This is a genomic window from Phascolarctobacterium sp. Marseille-Q4147 (genome assembly GCF_017968825.1).
Taxonomy (GTDB): domain Bacteria; phylum Bacillota; class Negativicutes; order Acidaminococcales; family Acidaminococcaceae; genus Phascolarctobacterium_A.
Window position 1 is genome coordinate 2,080,263 of the sequence record NZ_CP072874.1, and the last position, 20,069, is coordinate 2,100,331.

A 20,069-nucleotide genomic window follows, 5' to 3' on the forward strand; every position below is an offset into this window, starting at 1 on the left:
TGAGACAATAAATTATCTTAAAATCTATTCACTGATGAGCTTTAAACAATTTAATTGAGTGGTTATAGGCCAAATTACTCATATAAGAAAAAAACTTATTAATTCATTGACGTTTAGGCAAGATGGCTCTATAATTAAATATAGAAGATTGAATATAATCTTACGCTTATCTATATGTTTTCTTCCAATAATTAATAGAATATGTCTTGCTGCTAGCAGATGGTCATAACCTATAGTTAATTGCTGTTTTGCAGAGGATGCTCTAAGATTAATTTAAGAAGATTATTGCTTTTTATGCATATTGGACAGGCACTAATAAGGAGGGAATTAAGATGAAGGTCAACCGTAAGTTCCTGCGTAGCGCGGAACGGCTCAGCTTGAGCGCTATTGCGAAAGATTCCGCTGCACAGAAAATTGTCAGCGCTGTTACGGCCATTGGCTTTGTAATGCAGCCTATAGCTGCACTGGCGAGCACGATTACCAGAACGGATAATGGTCCGGCTGTAAATTTTAATAACGGTGTTGCTGACGTATTTGCCGGTAAGGTTGTCGGTGACGTTGCAATTAACAAGTTTGCTGAATTCAAGCTGGATGCTAATAATATTGCCAATATGTACTTTGGTGAGAGCAAAAACAGCAATGGTGCTGCTAATTTGGTCAACTTTGTTGATTCGCGCATTGATATCAACGGTACAGTCAATGCAATTCAGAACAAAAAGATTGGCGGTAACCTTTTCTTCTTCAGCTCCGATGGTATGGCCGTGGGCAAAACCGGTGTGATTAATGCCGGTGCGCTTTACGTTGCTACGCCGACTACGGATGCCTTTGCAAAATATAAGGACTATAATACTCGAGATCAGTTTAACAACATAATCACGGATCAAAACTTTGCCCAGATTCCCATCAACGCCAGCGGCACCATCAGCGTTTTAGGCCAGGTTAATGCTGTTAACGCTGTTAATCTGCGTGCTGCCAAGATTGGCGTGGGCAAAAATGTAAGTAAAGATGATATCGGTGATGTAGCTGCAGGCGCAACGGCAACGGGTGCGTCTATTCGTACTGGTGTTGTTGATTTTAAGGATATTGTTAACGTTAGGAATGTTAAATCAGGTCTGTCTGGTACTGCACTTACTGCAAAACAAACTGGTAGCGGCGATATCGTTCTTGCAGCTTATAACAATTATGATGATAACTACAGTGCTTTGGATGACTTCAGCAAGATTGCCGGCGCTAAGGTGGAAGCCGATGTTAGTGTTGCCCAGGGTGCAGAAGTAACGGCTGCAGGCAATGCCAAGCTGAGTGCGCAGGCGTTGAACAATGTTGTTGTTACTAGTTCTGACCAATATAATAAAGATTATGATGCTTCTACCGCAACCAATTCCCATCTTTATGGGCAGATTGTTACTACTAATGCCACCGTCAATGTTGATGGCAAGGTTGAAGCAAAGCAGGTTGATATTACTGCCGATGCAGTGAACCGTTATGTGAGCGCGGAAAGCAGTGTGCTGAACGCCCACAACATTACTTCTAATATCGTCGGCGCACTCACAGCTAATCTTGATGCTTCCTATGCAGTTTTGAACAGCAAGGCTGAGGTTAACGTAGGTCAGAAAGCTGTTATCAACGCCACTGGCACTGACACCGTCAGCGAGGGCAAGGTTGTACAGCCGGCGCTGAATATCAAGGCGAACAGCAGCGTGGAAGCCGGCGTAGGCGCCAGCACTGCTTTGCTGAAGGTTATGAATGTGGCAGGCACCAATATCATCCCGGCGGCTGCTGTAACCTACAGTGAAACACATAATGAGGCAGCAGTTAAGATTGATGGCACACTTAAATCCAATGACGGTACGTCCGTTACTGCCTTGGCCGACAGCAAGGTGAACAGCGAAGCCAAAGACACCACTATGGCTTTTGCTGATAACCCCAACACGCTCAACACTGCGTTGAATATCACTACGGGTGACAATAAGAGCAGTGTTACCATTGGCGAGAAGGCGAAGATGACTGACCTGCAAAAGGACGTCAAAATTGAAGCAAAATCTGTGAACAGTGTGATTACCAAGGCAGAGGTAAGCACAGGTGAAAAGGCTGTTGTTGCTACTGCTATCAACGTAACCGATTACGACAGCAAGGCAAAAGTCAACATCAATGGTAACGTAAGCAGTAAAGAAGGAAGCCTGGCGATTAATGCAGAAAATGTTTTGACAGATAATACTGTCAGTGCCAATAATGCTATGGGTTCTTCGTACTTCATGAAGGGCCTTGTTACCAATATCAAAGGCAGCCAGACAGTAGATTCGCTTATTGGTGAAAACGGCGCCAAGGATAAAGTTTTGAGTGGTATTACAAACTGGCTGGCAAACGCCAAGTACACGCCGCAAAAGCTGAAGGATAAGCTTAACGCACCGTCTACACCTTCTACGCCGACGCAGCCTAAACCGTGGGATAAGCTGGCTGATTTCATGAGCACCGGCGTTAGCGTGGGCGTTGCGGTGGAAAGCAATACTGCTGATGTAAAAATAGGGCAGGGTGTTGCATTGAATGCCAAAAATGGTCTTGATATCACTGCTAAAAGCGTTATTCAGGATACCCAGATGCAGATTACCGGCAAGAGCAATAACTATGACAAGGATGTAGACAACAAGGCGCTTGTCAATGCGTCCGTGCTTTACAGCAAGCTGGATAATACTGCAACCGTAACTGTTGCCGGCGGCGAGGAAGCAAAAGGCTCTACCCCTGCTACCAACGTTACGCTTACCGGTGGCAAGGTGAATATTGCGGCTAACAGCAGCTTTGAATATAACCGTATCAACCGCATGGTGCAGGAGGTTAAGGATGCCTGCGATAAGGTTAAGAAAGCTTATACAGGCGCTAACCATGATGAAATCAACGCTAAGGCTCAAGCTTTGAGTGATGCAGCAGATGCTTTCTTTAATTATGCCAAGGATAACTGCTTCTCCTCTAATGGCGAAGAGCAGGTAGACTTCATGGACCTGTTTGGCGGACAAAAATTTAAGGATTTCACTGCTGCTTGCAGCGCTTTGACCAGCGCACTTGGCAATGAAGCGACGGATATCGCTGTAGGCCCGATTAACGTAGTGAGTGCGGCTGCAGCCTTTGCTAATCCCAATAGCTACCTTAATTTCTCGGCAGGCAGTGCCAACGGTGGCAAGAGCGGCCCTGGCGAAGGCGAAAAGGCTGCTACAATTGCGCTGGCAGGCAGTGCCGTAGCAACGGATATCAGCAACAATGCGCGCGTATTAATTGGCAAGAATGCTAAGATTACTGCTAAGAACGAGCTGGCAATGCAGGCAGCTTCGAAGCAGTTTGATGTATCGCTAGCAGGTAAGCTTGGCTTAAACGGCGGCGCTAATAACGCAGCTGGCGGAACCTTTGCGGTTGGTTTGGCGGATGCCAACAGCCTTGTTGCAGTAGCACAGGGAGCTAAGCTGACTGCAGGCTCTATAGATATAGGTACAGAAAATAAAATTGACCATATCCAGCTGTCGCTTGGCGCAGGCAAAGGTGCAACCAGCGGCGTCAGCGGCATGGTGGGATACCTTGAGGGGGCAAGCAACAGCCTTGTTTCCGTAGATGACGAAGCAGTTATCAACGCAGGCACGGGCGCAGTCAACCTCAATGCTAAGAATGATACCAATGTTTATAGCGCAGCCGGTGCTGTGGCTATGGGCGAAACTGCAGGCATCGGTGTGGCAGGAACGATTACCAATTTTGACCGCTATACCTATGCAGCAATTGGTGATAATGGCTATACTGCTCCTCCGCAGGCCACGGCTGAGCAGGGGGATAGCGGTAGTGATAGTGGCGATACCAGCACTACTCTGGGCGAGGACGCGAATGCGGACCGCAGCAAGGAAGCCAAAAAGCTGGCGAATACCGCTGCTGAAAAACGTGCAACGCTGCAGCAGCTGGTGCAGAATGCTTCCGGTCTGCGTCAAGATACGGATAATAACGAGCAGGCAGACTTCTTTGGCTCCAAGACTGCAACTACGGCAACTGGCACTAAAAAAGGCTCTGTCGATGCAGGATCGTTTAATGTTAATGCTGAAACCGGCGGCAGAATTATCAACGTAGCTGTTGCCGGTGGCGTGTCTACCGCTGATGACAGTGGTGAAGCTGGTATTTTTGACAAGCTGGGCAATTTCGTAAGCAACAAGAGTAATGCACTTCAAAATAAGCTCCATGCACTTGACCATAAGGTAGCAGGCAAGATTAATGGCCTGATGGATCGTCAGACCGAAGCGCAGAAGGTACTGCCTACCGACCAGACACCTAAAGCTGCTAAGACTGGGAAGCAGTCCTCTGTAACTATTGCCGGTGCAGGTAGCGCAGCAATTAATCTGCTGGATGGCGATACCGGTGCGCTTGTGGACAATGTTAAAATCAACATTGCCAAGGATACTACTGAGAATAAGAATATCACTGTAACTGCTAAGGACACTGCTATGATGGTAGCTGCCGGTGGTGCTGCAGGCATCTCCTGGAAGAATCTGACTAAGGACAATAACGCGAACAGCAATAATGCGGCCTTTGGCGGTACTGTTGCTGTAAATGATATTGATTCGCAGACCTTGGCGGTAATCAGCAACAGCGAAATTGAAAACGCTGCTGCGATTATTAACAATGCGCAAAAATCCGGTTCGCTGGCAGCTGCAGGCCTGGGCCTGGCGCTGGCGAAAAATTCCGGTGGCAATGGTGGCACCAATATTGCTGCAACCGTCAATGCATCGGTAAATATTGCAGATAATACTGCTTATGCACTGTTGCAGAATAATAAGGTAAACACCAAAAATGTCAGCGGTGAAGATGAGCGTGCAACCTCTATTACCAATACAGCTTTTGATAACGATATTCAGATAACCGGCGGCGTGAACACCAGCATTTCTGTTGGTGGCGATAACGCCTTTGTCGGTGGTGCGACTGTGGCCTACGGCTCGCTGAAGAATGACGTGCAGGCGGCCATTTTAGGCGGCACCTATGACAAAATCACCACTGCTGATGTTAGAGCTACTACCAACATGACGCAGGTTGGCGTAGCTGCCAATGTGAGTGTAGCAGGCGGCGCTAAGACCTCCTATGCGTTCTCTGGCAATTCCGCCTACAATAAACTGGATAACTATGCCAATGCAACGGTTGAGGGCGTAACACTGACCGGCGAAAGCCTGAATGTTGCAGCTTATGATACAGCGGAATCTGCCAACACGCAGGCTGAGTATCTCAAAAAACGCGGCCTCGATGCTGATGGATCTGCCTACCTGAAGCAGGTTAAGCAAGCAGCAGATGAAAGCGGCGACAGCGATAAGCCTACCAATGTTGATATTACCCGCGGCGGCAATGTGATTGTTACCGGCGCGGTAAGCGTAGGCGTTACCACCGGTAACGACGGCGGCAGCGCAACTGCATCTGTAACCGTAAGCGATATTGACAATGATTACAATGCTAAGATTAAGGATAGCAATATTACAACTACCGGCAAAGGTAGCGGTGACGCTTTGGTTGGCACGAACGTTAATGCGGCAAGCCATACTGTTCTGGCAGGCTTTGCGGCCGGTGTTGCCGGAACCGCAGGCAGCTTCGGCGTAGGCGGCAGTGCTAACTGGCAGTCGCTGAATAACGATATTACGGCAACTGTTGAAAACAGCAAGCTTATTACTCCTAAAACAGATGTAAAGGCCGAAAGCGGTGCTTTGGCAGTGAATGTTGCAGGACAGATTGGTGTTACTGGCGGTTCCCAATCCAAGCTGGGTGCAGGCTTAGCTGTTGCCTACAATTCCTTGAACAATAACACCGGTGCATATGTCAAAGGCAGCGAAATAAGCGGCGCGGGCGATGCTAGCAGCATTCTTACTGTGGACGCAGCCAACAAGGGCAGTGTTTACAGCATCGGCGCGGCAGTTGCTGCAGGTACGGCCAATGCTTTGAATGGCGTGGTTGTAGTTAATCGCGGTCGTAACGATGTAGAGGCTGTTATTGACAAATATGATGGCGAAAAAGCTAAAACTGACGGCGGACGCACGAAGCTCAACAACATGAGCAAGGTGGCTGTGAAGTCTTCGGATGACAGCAACCAGCTGGCGGTAGTAGGTGCGGTAAGCGTCAGCGCAGGCAGCAATGCCAAATTTGCGGCTGGCGGCAGCGTAGCCTACAACGAAATCGGCAATATCACCGGCAGTGCTGGCGAGAAAAAGCAAACCAACAAGGCTGCTATCAAATATGCCGATATTACCACTACAGATGATGGCACGATTAGCGTTAATGCCATTGACAGGGCAACGCTGACGACTATTTCCGTAGGTACCTCCATTACTACCGGTAATGTGGCCTTCAGTGGCGCAGGCTCTGCTGCTATGATCAAGAAGGATACCGATACAGAGCTTGTTAATACCAATGTCAATAAGGATAAGAATAATGCAGCGACTGTACAGGCTGCTGCTGACAGCAAGGGCAAGATTACTACTGTTGCCGTTGTTGCTGCAGGTGCCAAGGACGCTGCGATTGGTGCAGGTATTGCGGTTAACCAGCTTGATGCTGATACCAATACTACTGTTACCAAGGGTGAATATAAGGTTAAGGGCTTCACGGCCGAAGCTAAATCCGACAGCAGCATTCTTTCTGTTGGCGTAGCTGGCGGTGTTGCCAAAACTGCAGGTATTGCCGGTAATATCGGCGTAAATCTGCTGGCGAACGATACCAAGGCTACGATTGACGGTGCCAAGATTAATGCAGACGGCACGCTGGCTGTAATTGCCAAGAGCAAGGATACCCTGCAGAATTTTGCGGGTGCCTTTGGTGTGGCGGCAGGCGGCCAGGCCGGCGTTGGCATGGGCGTAGCCTACAATGAAATCAGCGGTACTACTGAAAGCGTAGTTAATAATGCAGAGCTGACGGCAGCAGGTAATGATGCAGGCGTGGCTGTCAACGAACGCAATAAGGAAAATGACAATGTAGTCAGCAATAACACTCGCACCGGCGTTATCATTGCGGCTGATGCGGAGCACAACCTGACGAATGTAGCAATCAGTGGCGGTGTGGCAGTAAGTGCTGACGTTGGCGTGGGCGTAGCAGGTACGGTTACTGTTAACCGCATTTTGGGTGCAACCAATGCCACGGCAACCAATAGCAGCATTAATGCTGAATTGACCGACCGCAGCAAGGCAGACGTTTATGTAGCAGCAAACGATGCTACCAAGAGCGAAAGCCATGTAGGTTCGCTGGGTGTAGGCGGTGGCGCTGACGGTGGTGCAGGTGTCGGTCTGGCATCTGATACCGGTGTTGTCAGCAGAAATGTAAAGGCAATGATTGATGGTGGCAGCGCGAAGAAGCGTGTCAACGGCAATAGCATTGACGTCGCTGCCTTGAATAAGGCGAAAATGTCCACCAACTCCTACGGTATTGCCGCAGCCGGCGGCGCTTATGGCGCCGGAGCTGGCGCAGGCACTGTTTCGGTTGTTAAGCTTGACGCAGAAACTACTGCTGCAGTCAAGAATATCCAGGGTACGAATAATGGTTTGGCAATTACTGCTGACCATGTTAATGATATTACGTTGCGCAGCGCTGCTGCCGCAGCTTCTGGCGCGCTTGTGAGCGCTGCCGGTGGCGCAGGCATTGGCGTAGTGGATGATGACAGCAAGACTGTTGCTGAGCTGAGCGGCAGCAATGTAAAGGCTGAAACAGGTGATATTACTGTCAACGCTGCCAACAAGACTGACGTGACAACGGCAGTATTTGGCGTAGCTGCCAGCATGGTTGCAGGTGGCCTGAACGTGGCTGTAAATAATCTGGACAATACTGTTTCTACGCTGGTGAAGGATAACAGCAACCTGCAAGCACAGGCTACCTTCGCTGCGAAGGCAGATAACAGTGTGAAGACAAGCTTTGTTAACGGTGCGGATGCTGTTGGCGCTGCAGGCGTTGCCGTTGGCGTAGGCGTGAACACGATTGACACAGGCGTTATCACCGAAATCAGCGGCAGCAAGATTACTGCCGGTGCTATCGACGTAGCAGCAACTGAAAAGCTGGACGTTAAGCAGGTAGTAGAAAACGCTGCGCTCGGCGGACATGGCTACAGTGCGAACGTCAGCGTAACTACAATTGGCGCAGCAGCTGCAGACCAGTATGGCGACAGCGAAACTACGGATAGTGATAAAAAGGCTACATTTAATACTAATGATATCCTCAATAAAGCGAATGCCGCAATTGCAGGACAGGGAACTGTCGGCACTGTTACTGATGAAAAAGGCAACAACAGTGCTAACGCTGCAGGCATGACCTTTGATAAATACACCGGCAGCAACGGCCAAAATCTGAGTGCAGGCCCCGGTACTAATGCCAGCAAGGGTAGCAGCAAGGCTGCTGGCGTGCAGGCGAAGGTAAGCAATTCTACGCTGCAGGCAACAGGCGATACGAAGGTTAATGCTAAGCGTACTGTTGACACCAAGCTGACATCGGCGCAGGTGGCAGCAGGTATTGCAGGCAATGGCATTGCCGCTTCTGTTGCAGTGCTGGATGTAGAACGCAAGACCGGCGTAACCATCAACAATAACAGCAAGCTTAGCGGCAAGAATGTAACGCTTGGCAGTGCGCAGGACGGCACATCCAAGATTGATGCTTATCAGGTAGCAGCAGGCGCTGCTTTCGCAGGCAGTGCTGCCTACGCGCAGAACAGTCTGCATGGTGCTAATGCTATTACTATCAATAACAGTACGCTTCAGGCTACAGGCGATAACAGCTCCAAAGGTACGCTGACCGTTAAAGCAGAGGATACCAGCAGTGCAGCAGTACGCACTATCGGCGCAACTGCGGGCGCTATGGCTGGCGGTGTGCTGGTAACTAATGCTACGAATAATAGCGATAATACTGTAACTATCGGTGGCAGCAAGCTGATTGCTGGTAAAGATGTATATGAAAAAATCTACGTGCCTTCCACAAACGATAAACCAGGTTATTACAAGACGAATTACGATAATGTGATTGGCTACAACAACATTGGTACGGTTGATGTTGCTTCTGTCAAAGCCAACAGCATTACTGCAGAAACCTACGGTGGCATGGTTGGCGTTGCTGCGGCGCAGGGCATTGTTGCACTCGCTACGGATGCAGGCAGCAGCAAGGTTAACGTAACCGGTGCTTCCGGCTTCCTGGGCAACAGCGTAAGCCTGAACGCAACCAATAAGCCTGCAGTACGCGCAGAGGCACAGGCTTATTCCGGCGGCCTGCTGGCGGTAGCAGGTGTGGCTGTATCCAAGGCTAAGGCCAGCGGTACGGTAGAAGCAAAGGTTGCGGACGGCAGCAGCTTTGCAGCTGATAATGTGGAGATTACGGCAAACGTAACCACCCAGACTGCCAAAGATAAGAATAACAATGAATATGCTGTAGATAACGTAAGTGCCAAAACAATTGGTGCTACTGCTTCCGGTCAATACGCTGCAGGCTTCAACACTGCTTATGCAGAAAATGATATGACTGTCAGCGTTGATGTGGGCAAAGAGCAGTATAGTGTCAACGCTTTGAAGCTCAAGGCTGATAATGCTTCTGTTATTTCGGCAGATACCTTGGGCGTAACGGTGGGCGGTTATATTGCCAGCGGCAGCAACTGGTCTGATACTAAGACGAACCTGACGACCAGCGTGAAGGCTGCAGGCGTTAAAGAGAATGTATACAACAGACTGGGAGCTGTAAACATCAGCAGCTCCGGCTACAGTGCAGTAAATAATGATGCCAATGGCTATGGCGGCGGTATCGTAGGCTTCAACCCTGTTGCCGCAAGGTCGCAGAATGAGATTAAGACCAATACTACTGCTGATGTGAGCGGCAAATGGCAGGGTGTAGGCTCCCTGAACGTTGCAGCCAACAATGCGGATAAGCTGGATATTCTGGCAGATTCCCTGACGGCGGCCGTTGTCGGTGCCAGCGGCACAGAAATTAAAAACAATGTTGAGCATAATGCCAACATCAACGTAACAGGCGATATTACAACCAGCGGCAAGCAGTCCTACATTGCCAACAACACGCTGAACCATGACGTTGACCTGAAGGGCAGCGGTTATGGCGGTGGCAGTATCAACGTCAATGATATGGACAACGTGCTGAAATATACTGCAGGCGTGAATATCGACAATGCAAACTTGAGTGGTACCGGCAGCGCAGGCTCTATTGAGGCGCTTGCTTATACCGACGGCAAGATGAATTACAGTAATACGCTTAAATCTGCTGGCGTTGTTCCTGTTACTATCGCAGCAAGCAAGAATGTTATCACCTATAACAACAGCATCAATGTTACTGGCAGCAATCTGTCGACGGCGAAGGCTGATCAGGATATCACCCTCGCAGCAACGGATGAAACAACGGCAACCTTTGATACTACTGCTGATACCCAGGGTGGTGCTGTGGGTGCAGCTTCTGCCAAGACAGATAACACTCTGAACCGCAGCAACAAGATTACCGTTACTAATGGTAAGATACTCAGCACCAATGACGTAAATATTTACGCAGGCGCAAACCTGGACGGCATCACCTCCTCGCTGACCTATAACGTGCTGGCGGATGCATATAACAAGACGGCAGTTCCTCTGGCTACTGCTCCGAAAGCTAAGAACACGATGACGCAGGAAAATCAGGTAAGCATCAACGGCGATATCGACAGTGTACGCCACGTCAACTTCAAGGCTGGCAAGGGCATGACCACTGTATCGACCTCTGCCCGCGAATATAACATCTATAAGGGTACCAGCGGCAGCGGTTCCGTTACCTCCACAGCTTTGGGAGAGGTAACTCCGGGCGAAACGGTTGCCAACTATGTGGATATTGCTAGCGGTAAAAATGTACGCGCAGGCATCCATAATAATCTGGAGCTTACCATCAGCGGCAGCACTAAGGTTACTAATCCTGAGTTTGACGCGAACGGCAATGTTATTTCCGGTAAAGAAGGCAGCATAGACTTCAGCGGCATCAAGGTTACCACCGGTGCAGGTCAGGATTGGTTCGATACCAAGCAGAATGTTACTGCAGATGTGGTTGAGCTGCAAAATGGTCTTTACGCCCGTCTGGAGGAAATAAATGATCTTCTGGGCCAATATGCTTCCACTTCTGACGAATACAGCATTTTGAACAGTGAAAGAGACCGCATCATCACCCAGATGGAAGAAAATGGCTTTGTCAAGACCAGCGTAGAGGGTGGCAAAACCTACAGAAGTATTTTCGATAAAATTTCTTTGCCGGCAGTTGATGTCAAGGATATCGTTGTTTCCGGCGGCAACATCAATATCGAGGCTGATAAGCTGCAGGGCAGCGGCAGCCTGACGGCGCAGGGTGCTAAGAACCTGACAATTAATAACAGCAGTGACCTGTACCTGAAGATTAACGACCTGGCTATCAAGGATAAGGGCGGCGTAATCCGCTACAACGATGCCGAGGTGAGCAAGGTTGATGGCTTCAATGGTACAATGAATACTGCTGCAGGTACTAACGCAGATCCGAAGATTACTGTCAAGAGCACTGGCACATCTACCAACGGTTTGACTAAGGCTGATATCGGTATCTTTGGTACTGTGCAGAACAGCGCCGGTGACGTTTTAATCCAAAACAGCAATTACAATATCAACGTAGACGGCAATGCCAATATCAGCGCGCGTAACATCGAGCTGAAGGCTGAGAAAGGTTCGGTAACGCAGAACAGCAAGGGCCTGCTGCTTATCGGCGGTGACCCGGTAACCAAGTACCAGTTCAGCGATGCTATTGCTAAAAAGATTCAAAGCTATGTTTCCAATCAGGCTGTTAATGGCAATACTACTATTGATTGGCTGAGCAATATCGGCAGCTATCAGGAGTATAAGGACGCTCTGATTGCGCATAAGGACGATCTTGGCCTTACTGATGCAGAGGTTAATGAGATCAGAAATTACAGCGTCAATAAATCCAGCGGTATCGTTGCAGGCAATAACGTTTATATCAGCGGCCTGAATGTTAACCTGGACGGCCTGGTACAGAGTGGCTACAAGAATTTCAAGGTTACACTTGATAATGCAGCCAACAACAAAATCAGCAATCTGGATAGGGACTATGCTCGTAACCTGACTGCACTTACCGATCAATATGTTATGTCCAACGATAAGTATTGCGTAAGCACCAATGCTGGCGCAGTTTATAACGCAGCAACCGGTGCTTATGACTATACCGTGAAGGTTTACTACAACCCTGCAACTAAGGAGCTGCTGACGGAAGCAATTGAGCCTAACGGCGGTAAGATTTATATTACCGGCGCTCTGTCGAGCACTGGCAGCGGCAAGCTGCTGGCGATGGACGGTACTGCCAACATTGCGATTAATACTACAAACGCAGACCGCAATTTGCGGGTGAACAAAATCACTAATAAGGATATCACCGGTCTCATCAGCATTAAGGATACGCAGAAGAACACCTTGACTGAGTACACAACTGATGGCCAGAAGATGTCCGTTAAAACAACTACGTTGCTTAATAATAAAGGTAACGCAACCTCTACCAGCACAACGCAGGTTAATGGTTCTACTACCACTTATGCACCGGCTGAAGGCATGACAATCAATTGGACTGGCGGCACCTCCGGTGATAAGAAGATTATCAAGTGGCAGTATGAGAAGGACTTCGTTTTCTGGGGCCTGATCAAATATGGCACTACTAAGGACTTTGTCGAGAACGAGGAAGTTAAGAACGGTAAGACAGAGGTTTCTTCCTCCAGTATCAGTGGCGCCGATCCGCTTGGTCAAGGTACTGTTATTAAGGTTAACAATAACGCCAAGGAATATGGTGTAACGACTAAGGACTATAATAATCCTGATGAATCGACTTACACGCCTGTTGTCGAAAACAAGAAATATTCCGGTCTGTCAGGCAAAATCTTCGGCTATGGCAACTGCACCTATACCTGGACTGAAACCCAGATGCATTCCACTAGCAGCACCTATACGATTAAGGGCGATAAGCCGATTAATGTTGGCTTTATGACCGGCGGCAGCGGTGACATCAGCGTTACCAGCGCCAAGGATATGTATCTTGCAGGCAATATCAGCAATGCGACTAAGGCTGACGGCAGTGCAATCGGCAAGGTTACCTTAAACAGCAATGGCGGCGCTATCAGCTCTGTTGGCAGTGCACGCGTTGACGCGGATGACCTGACTGCTAAAGCAGCCAAAGGTATCAGCATCAATCACAGTGCGTTGGGCAACATGGCGAAGCTGAATATTGAAGCAACAACTGGTGACGTAAGCATCAATTCCGACCGCGGCAAGCTGCAATTTGTCGGCGGCAATAAGGGCGCGTTGAGCGGTAACCTGGTAATTAACGCAGCAGGCGACATTACTACGGCTAGTGATACTGTTTTGAACGGCAACCGCATTGATTTCACCACTCTTGGTGCGATTAACGCAGCGATTGCTCCCGGTCAGACGCTGACCAGCAGTGATACCATGTCTGCAAGCGTAAATGCCAATGCTTATGGCGATATTACACTGACCAACAGTAATGGTGATATGCGTATCGGTCATATTGCCAGCCAGAATGGTGATGTAAGCCTCACAACCAGCGGCAGCTTTATCGACGCAGTAGGCGACAGCACCTTGTCCGACAGCGAAAGCAAGCTGCAAAAGTGGCAGGAGCTGGGACTGATTAACAGTAATGACAAGGCAGAAGAAAGCGCAGCATCTGCAGCGGCAGCCAAGAGTGAGCGTGTGCAGGCACTGGAAAACAGGGCAAAGCAGCTGGCTATGGCAGATAAGAAATATACTGCAGAAGCGCAGAATGCAGCTTTGGCAGAATACAAGGCCTTGGCAGAAGCTTACAAAACTAATGGCGAAGCAGCCTTCGAAGGCAAAAACTATAGCCAGGACGTTAAGGACTGGGCTAAGATGTATGCAGAGGTTGATAACAGCACTGCCTATGGCTGGAGCAAAAATGAACTGCTGTATGCTATTCAGGACAGCGTTCTCAATGCAGCCCCCGGTCAGGTACTTACAGTAGATAAGGCCAACGTTCAGGGCAAGAACATCAGCCTGAGCGCAGGCAAGAACATCGGTATCGACGGCGAAGCAACCAACATTGCCTACAGCGAGATGGGCAAGCTGGATAATCTTAAGCTTTTGGCACAGGCTAAGGCCGGTGATCTTACCTGGAATGATGCTGACAACAGAATTGAAGTTCGTCAGCAGCGTCAGATTACGGTACAGCTGACAGATGGCGGCAAGCTGAATCTTAAGGCCAACACCAGCGGTGCTGACAATACCGGTAATGTTTATCTGGCAGGCGTTAAGGATACTATGCTGGATATTTCCGGTACGATTAACACGACGCAGGATGTTAAGCTGCTCAGTGATAAGGGTATTCGCATGAACGACGGCAGCATTGTTGCCGATAACCTTATTATCCAGGGCGGCAAGGGCAATGTAGGCAGCAAGGATGCCTTAATCAAGACTAATATCAGCGGTAATTTGGAAGCAAATACCGATACCGGTTACGGCGTATATCTGCATCAGACGGCTGCAGGCGGCAAGCCGGCGCAGGTGCTGACAATTCAGGATGCAGCAACAGGTACACTGGTGCTCAAGGCAGATAACGGTATGCAGATGACTACGGAAGCAGGCAAGAATATCGGTTATCTGAACGCTAACAGCATTGAGTTGCAGGCAGCCAACGGCGATATCGGCAAAGCTGATGACGGTATCCGCATTCTGGAAAACGGCGCTGTGATTAACGCTAAAGCAGATAATGGTTCTGTTTACCTGCAGGGCGCAGGCACGAAGGATGCAGGCCTGGTAGTTGACAGCATTACTGCTAAAGGAAATGCTAAGCTCAATCTGAAGGGCAATGTTAACTTCGATAACGACACAGGTAACGGCAGCATTAGCGCAGGCGGATATGTAACTGTTAACGGTAACAACGTTAACCTGAACACAGGTACTGTTACTGCAGGCGGGGCAAGCAATATCACTGCAGGTAAAGATGTGAACGTAACAACCGGCAGCATTACAGCAGACGGCGAAAGCAACATTACTGCAGGTAACGATGTAAACATGAACGCAGGCACTGTTACTGCAGGCGGGGCAAGCAATATCAATGCAAATAATGATGTAAATGTAACAACCGGCAGCATTAGCGCAGGCGGCGCAGGCAATATCACTGCAGGCAACAATGTTAACCTGAACAGCAGCACGCTGGCAGCGGGCGCTGATAGCGTAATTACCGCAACTAATGGCAATATCGCACTTGGCAGCAGCGGCATTACAGTGAACGGTGCTGACAACGGCCTGACGCTGGATGCTAACGGCAGCGTAATGCAGGATGCAGCGGCTGCAGGTATTACTGCAGACAATCTGACAGTTGAATCCGGCAAGACGCAGCAGCTGCTCAGCAAGAGCAATAAGGTGAAGAGCCTGACGATTAAGGGTAAGAACGCAGGCAGCAGCCTGATGGTTGATGGCGTAACCAGATTTAACGGTACGACGGATAATCTGCTGGTTACTGTTGCTGATTCTCATATCAAGGGCGATGTCCTGATTGAAAACTACCAGGCGGATACCGGCAAGATTACCATTAATTCCACTATTGATACCTCTAAGTATAATGATGAGCATACCGGTAATATTACGGTTACGACCGATGGCGATATTACTACGGCAGACGGAGTTGATTTGAATGCAGCTGATAAGGTAAGCATCAATTCTAAGAAGGGTTCCGTTGCAACTGGCGGTAACGTAACTGCCAACAACGAAGTAGACATCGATGCAGCGAATAATATTACTGCTAACGGTAGCCTCACTTCTACTAATGCTAACGTAGATTTGCTTGCAGGCGGTAGCATTACAACCCAAGGCACAGTAAATGCTCATGATGACGTAATTGCGAACGCTAACGGCGATATCAATACCAATGGCGACGTTACTGCACAAACTGGTAAAGCAAAGCTCAAATCCAGTGAGGGCAGTGTAACGACGAAGAACGTTAAAGCTAATAACGAAGTAGACATTGATGCAGCGCAAGATATTACAGCAGACGGAAATCTCACCTCTAACAATGGTGACATTACTCTGGATGCAGGCGGTAATATCACGACCAACGGTAAGACCAAGGCTCGCAATAATGTAACTGCTAACGCTAAAGGCGATATCAATGCTAATAATGATGTTACTTCTACCAATGCAAACGTAGAATTGAACGCAGGCGGAAGCATTACAACTAATAGCATAGTAAATGCGCTTAACAACGTAATTGCGAATGCTAACGGGAATATTGCAACCAACGGCGACGTTACTGCAACAAACGGTAATGCAGTTCTCAACTCCAATGCAAGTAGCGTAACGACGAAGAACGTAACTGCTGGTCAGGCAGTAGATATTGACGCAGCGCAGGATATTACTGCTAACGGCAATCTCACCTCTAACAATGGTGAAATTACTCTGGATGCGGGCGGCAAAATTACGACGAATGGCACAGTAAATGCTCATGATGACGTAATTGCCAACGCTAACGGCGATATCAATACCAACGGCGATGTTACTGCGGAAACTGGTAAGGCAGTGCTCAACTCCAAGGGTGGCAATGTAAATACCGGTAACGTAAAAGCCAATAAAGAAGTAGATATCGACGCAGCGAATAGTATTACTGCTAACGGCAATCTCACTTCCGAGACTGCTAACGTAGATTTGCTTGCAGGCGGCAGCATTACAACCGGCGGAGAAGTTAAGGCGCAGAAGAATGTTGATTATAATGCCAAAGGCAGCATTACTACCAAAGGTATTATCAACAGCAAGGCTGGAAACATCCACCTGCAGACAGACGCAGCTAAAGGCGACATCACCTTCGGTGGCGATGTAACTGCCGATCATGGTAACATCAATATCGACGTACTGCAGAACGGTAGTGTAACCGACCATGACAACAAATTCAAAGCTCTTGGCGACAAGGGTGATATCAACAGCGGCAACTTCGCACTGCAAATAAAGGGTGCCGGAGATGTTGACCTGCACGAGATTTATGCTACCAACAATGCGCTTATCGACGTTGCCAACGGCAATCTTACCTTGGCAAAAATCGACGGCAATCTGGTAGCTCTGCAGCTGAAGACCGAAGGTAAGCAGCTGAAGGTTGATGAGCTTATCGCAGGCACCAAGATTATTGCTCAGGGCAGCGACATTGACCTGAACAAGATTCAGCAGCGTCTGGATGCTGACGGCCTTCTGACCATCGTTCCGGACGGCGCACAGCCTGATAAGCCTATTGACAATCTGAAGATTGGTGAGATAATTACCAATAAGGGTGTCCGCTTCGAGCATCTGTGGCTGAACAACGGCTCTATCAAAGTGAGCGAGGGCATGTTCCATATCGATAAGCTGGTAGTCAACAATGTTGCGCATTTCAGCAATAAGCATATGAAGACTGCTGTATGGGGCGCACCGCCGCAACGTGACGGCAGCGACAGCGTTTACTGGAACAACATTGCAGTGAACAACCCGGCGCAAAATCTGACTGAATGGCGGCAGGAGGGTACTAACCCGGATAAATGGATGTTCCTGCACTTTACTGCACAGCCGAACGTTCAGCATAGCAACGGCGCATTGCTTGATCTGCGTAATTACGATTATGTTTATGACCAACGCTTTACCGCTGTAGACCATATGCTGCAGCAGCTCAACGAAAACAAAGCAGAGGAATATGACATCAATCACGCACCGGATGTAGTACAATACTTCCGCTACGACCTGTATGACCTGGATGAAGACGATAACAAGAGTGAACCCGTAAAAATCACTGTAGAAGCATAGGAGGAAACGCTGATGAACAAAAAGGCAGAGGCTTTTATCAAATACTTGGATGATAAGAAGATTACCTGCTTTGCCATTGAACAGATTAGCGAGGATAAGCTGAACACAGTGGTCTTCCGTTCTCACATTGTTGTTGAAGGCCAGCGTCTGCCGACGCTGGTCATCCTGGACAGCAGTATTTATGGTATGCTTCGCGTGCAGCTGGCAGCAAATGCTGTCAACGAAACTAACGAAGTGGCTATTCTGAGGGAAATCAACAAGGTGAATCGTCAATATAAGGTGTTCAAATATTATCTTACAGATGACGGTTCACTCTACCTGGACAGCTGCCTGCTCTGCCAAAATGGCAGGCTGGAGGGCGACATGATTTATACCGTGCTGGATGTAATCATCAAGCATCTGGAAAAGGAATATAAAAAAATAATGCAGCTCATCTGGCAGGCTAATTAGTCTGCCGGATGCAGCAAAGTTATGTATATCAAAGGGGTGTTGACGATGATTACTAATAAAACAAGCTTGCTGCTGGTTACGCTTTTGTTGGGATGCAGTGCCGTTGCTTTTGCAGGGCCTACAGATGAGCAGGCAGCAGAATTCCATAAAAGCGGTTTGAACAACGCCGGTGTGGCAGCCAACAGAGCTATGGAGTATATGGAGCGCCAGCGTGTTGCCAAACAGATTGCCGAGGACAAGGCCAAGGCAAGCAGCAAGATAGAGCAGGGGAGCGAAAAGCCTGATGCGGAGCAGCAGGCGGCAGTAACCTTTAAGCTGGAAAAGCTGGAGTTGGATGAATCCACCGTACTGGAGCAGGCAGAGCTGCAGAAGCTGACGGACGAATATATCGGTAAAGAGGTTGGCGTCAAGGATCTGTACGAGCTGGTGAATAAAATCAACAAGCTGTATCTTGATAATGGTTACTTTACCTGTCGTGCCATTTTGCCGGCACAGACAATCAAAAACGGTACGGTAAAAATTGAGCTTATCGAAGGCAAAACGAATGCTGTTGAGGTGCAAGGCAACAAGTATACCAAAAGCAAATACATCAGCAAGCGTATGAGCCTGAAGCAGGGCGAGGTTGCCAACATCAACAAGCTGAATGACGATTTACTGCGCTTTAACGCTGCCAATGACGTGCAGCTGCGCATTTCTCTGCAGGCCGGCAGCGAGCCGGGAACTACGGATTACGTCATCAGCGCCTATGAACCGCAGAACATTACCTGGACTGTTTACAGTGACAACGCAGGCAGTGATACGAGCGGCGAATACCGCGGCGGCCTGTTCTTTACGGACAGAAGCCTGACAGGTGTGCGTGACGCGCTGACGCTGAATACGATGCTGAGTGATGGCACCAAATCCTTCGGCTTTGGCTACAGCAGGCCCTTAGGCCATAGCGGTACCAAGCTGAACCTGCAGTACAGCGCCAACAGCGTTCACATTACGGACGGACAGCTGGAGCCGTTGAATGTACGCGGTCATGCTTATGCCATGAACGTTGGCCTGAGCCAGCCGTTAGTAGTGACGGAAAAGACTCGTACTGAGGCAACACTTGATTACGGCCAGCAAAATTCCAAAACTGATTTCAGCGGCCAACATTGGCTTGATGATACCATTAAAGGCGTTACGGCAGGCTATTCCGTAACTAATTACGGCGCAAGCTCTGTTATTTACCAAAAGCACAGCTTTAACACCGGTACGCATACCGATATCGCCGATAAGGACAAGGATTTTTCCCTGTACCAGCTGAATGGTCTGTACCAGAAAATGTATCAGCATGGACAGCTTTTGAGCCTGCGCCTGGACGCACAGCGTGGCTTCAACAATTATCTGCCTTCCGCCCGCCAGTTCTACATTGGCGGTATGTACAGCGTACGCGGCTACAAGGAAAGCCTGCTTGGCGGCGACAGTGGCTACAGTGTGGGCCTGGAATATTCCGTGCCTGTGACTGAGGACAAAAAGACTAATGCTTTCGTCTTTATGGATCATGGTCAGGTCTTTGGCGACAGTGCCTTTGACAGCCATGTACTGACAAGCTGTGGTCTGGGCGTGCGCAGCAACATCACGAAGCACATCGGTGCTGCGGTAACATTGGGCATACCTTTGATTAAGGAAATCAATAATAATGATGTAGATTCAACTCGCATCCATTTCATGGTAAGCGGTCAATTCTAAGAGAATATTGTGTAATAATAGGACTGGGGAAGCCTGGTCCTATTTTTTTTCCTGCATATATGTAGGAAAAAGCAGCTTTGCCTGTAGCTGATA

Annotated in this window: 3 protein-coding genes; all 3 read left to right on the forward strand. The window is 48.7% G+C overall.

Annotation, left to right across the window (positions count from 1 at the left end; genetic code table 11):
* The first annotated feature begins 332 nt into the window (after window positions 1-332).
* The 3 genes from KAH19_RS09580 to KAH19_RS09590 are packed head-to-tail and all read left to right on the forward strand — an operon-like array spanning window position 333 to window position 19,976.
* On the forward strand, window positions 333-17,810 hold the full coding sequence (locus tag KAH19_RS09580; RefSeq protein WP_210684409.1) for a hypothetical protein: 17,478 nt from the start codon (window positions 333-335) through the stop codon (window positions 17,808-17,810).
* Between the two features lie 12 nt (window positions 17,811-17,822).
* Window positions 17,823-18,260, forward strand: a complete 438-nt coding sequence (locus KAH19_RS09585; RefSeq protein ID WP_021720812.1) for a YbjN domain-containing protein — start codon at window positions 17,823-17,825, stop codon at window positions 18,258-18,260.
* A 45-nt stretch (window positions 18,261-18,305) separates the two neighbouring features.
* The gene (locus tag KAH19_RS09590; RefSeq protein WP_210684410.1) at window positions 18,306-19,976 is read left to right on the forward strand and encodes a ShlB/FhaC/HecB family hemolysin secretion/activation protein; all 1,671 of its coding nucleotides are present in this window, start codon (window positions 18,306-18,308) and stop codon (window positions 19,974-19,976) included.
* The last annotated feature ends 93 nt before the right edge of the window (window positions 19,977-20,069 follow it).

Excerpts from the sequence above, each read along its gene's own strand:
- KAH19_RS09580 (WP_210684409.1), top strand. The coding sequence starts at position 333 with ATGAAGGTCAACCGTAAGTTCCTGCGTAGCGCGGAACGGCTCAGCTTG.
- KAH19_RS09590 (WP_210684410.1), top strand. The coding sequence starts at position 18,306 with ATGATTACTAATAAAACAAGCTTGCTGCTGGTTACGCTTTTGTTGGGA.
- KAH19_RS09585 (WP_021720812.1), top strand. The coding sequence starts at position 17,823 with ATGAACAAAAAGGCAGAGGCTTTTATCAAATACTTGGATGATAAGAAG.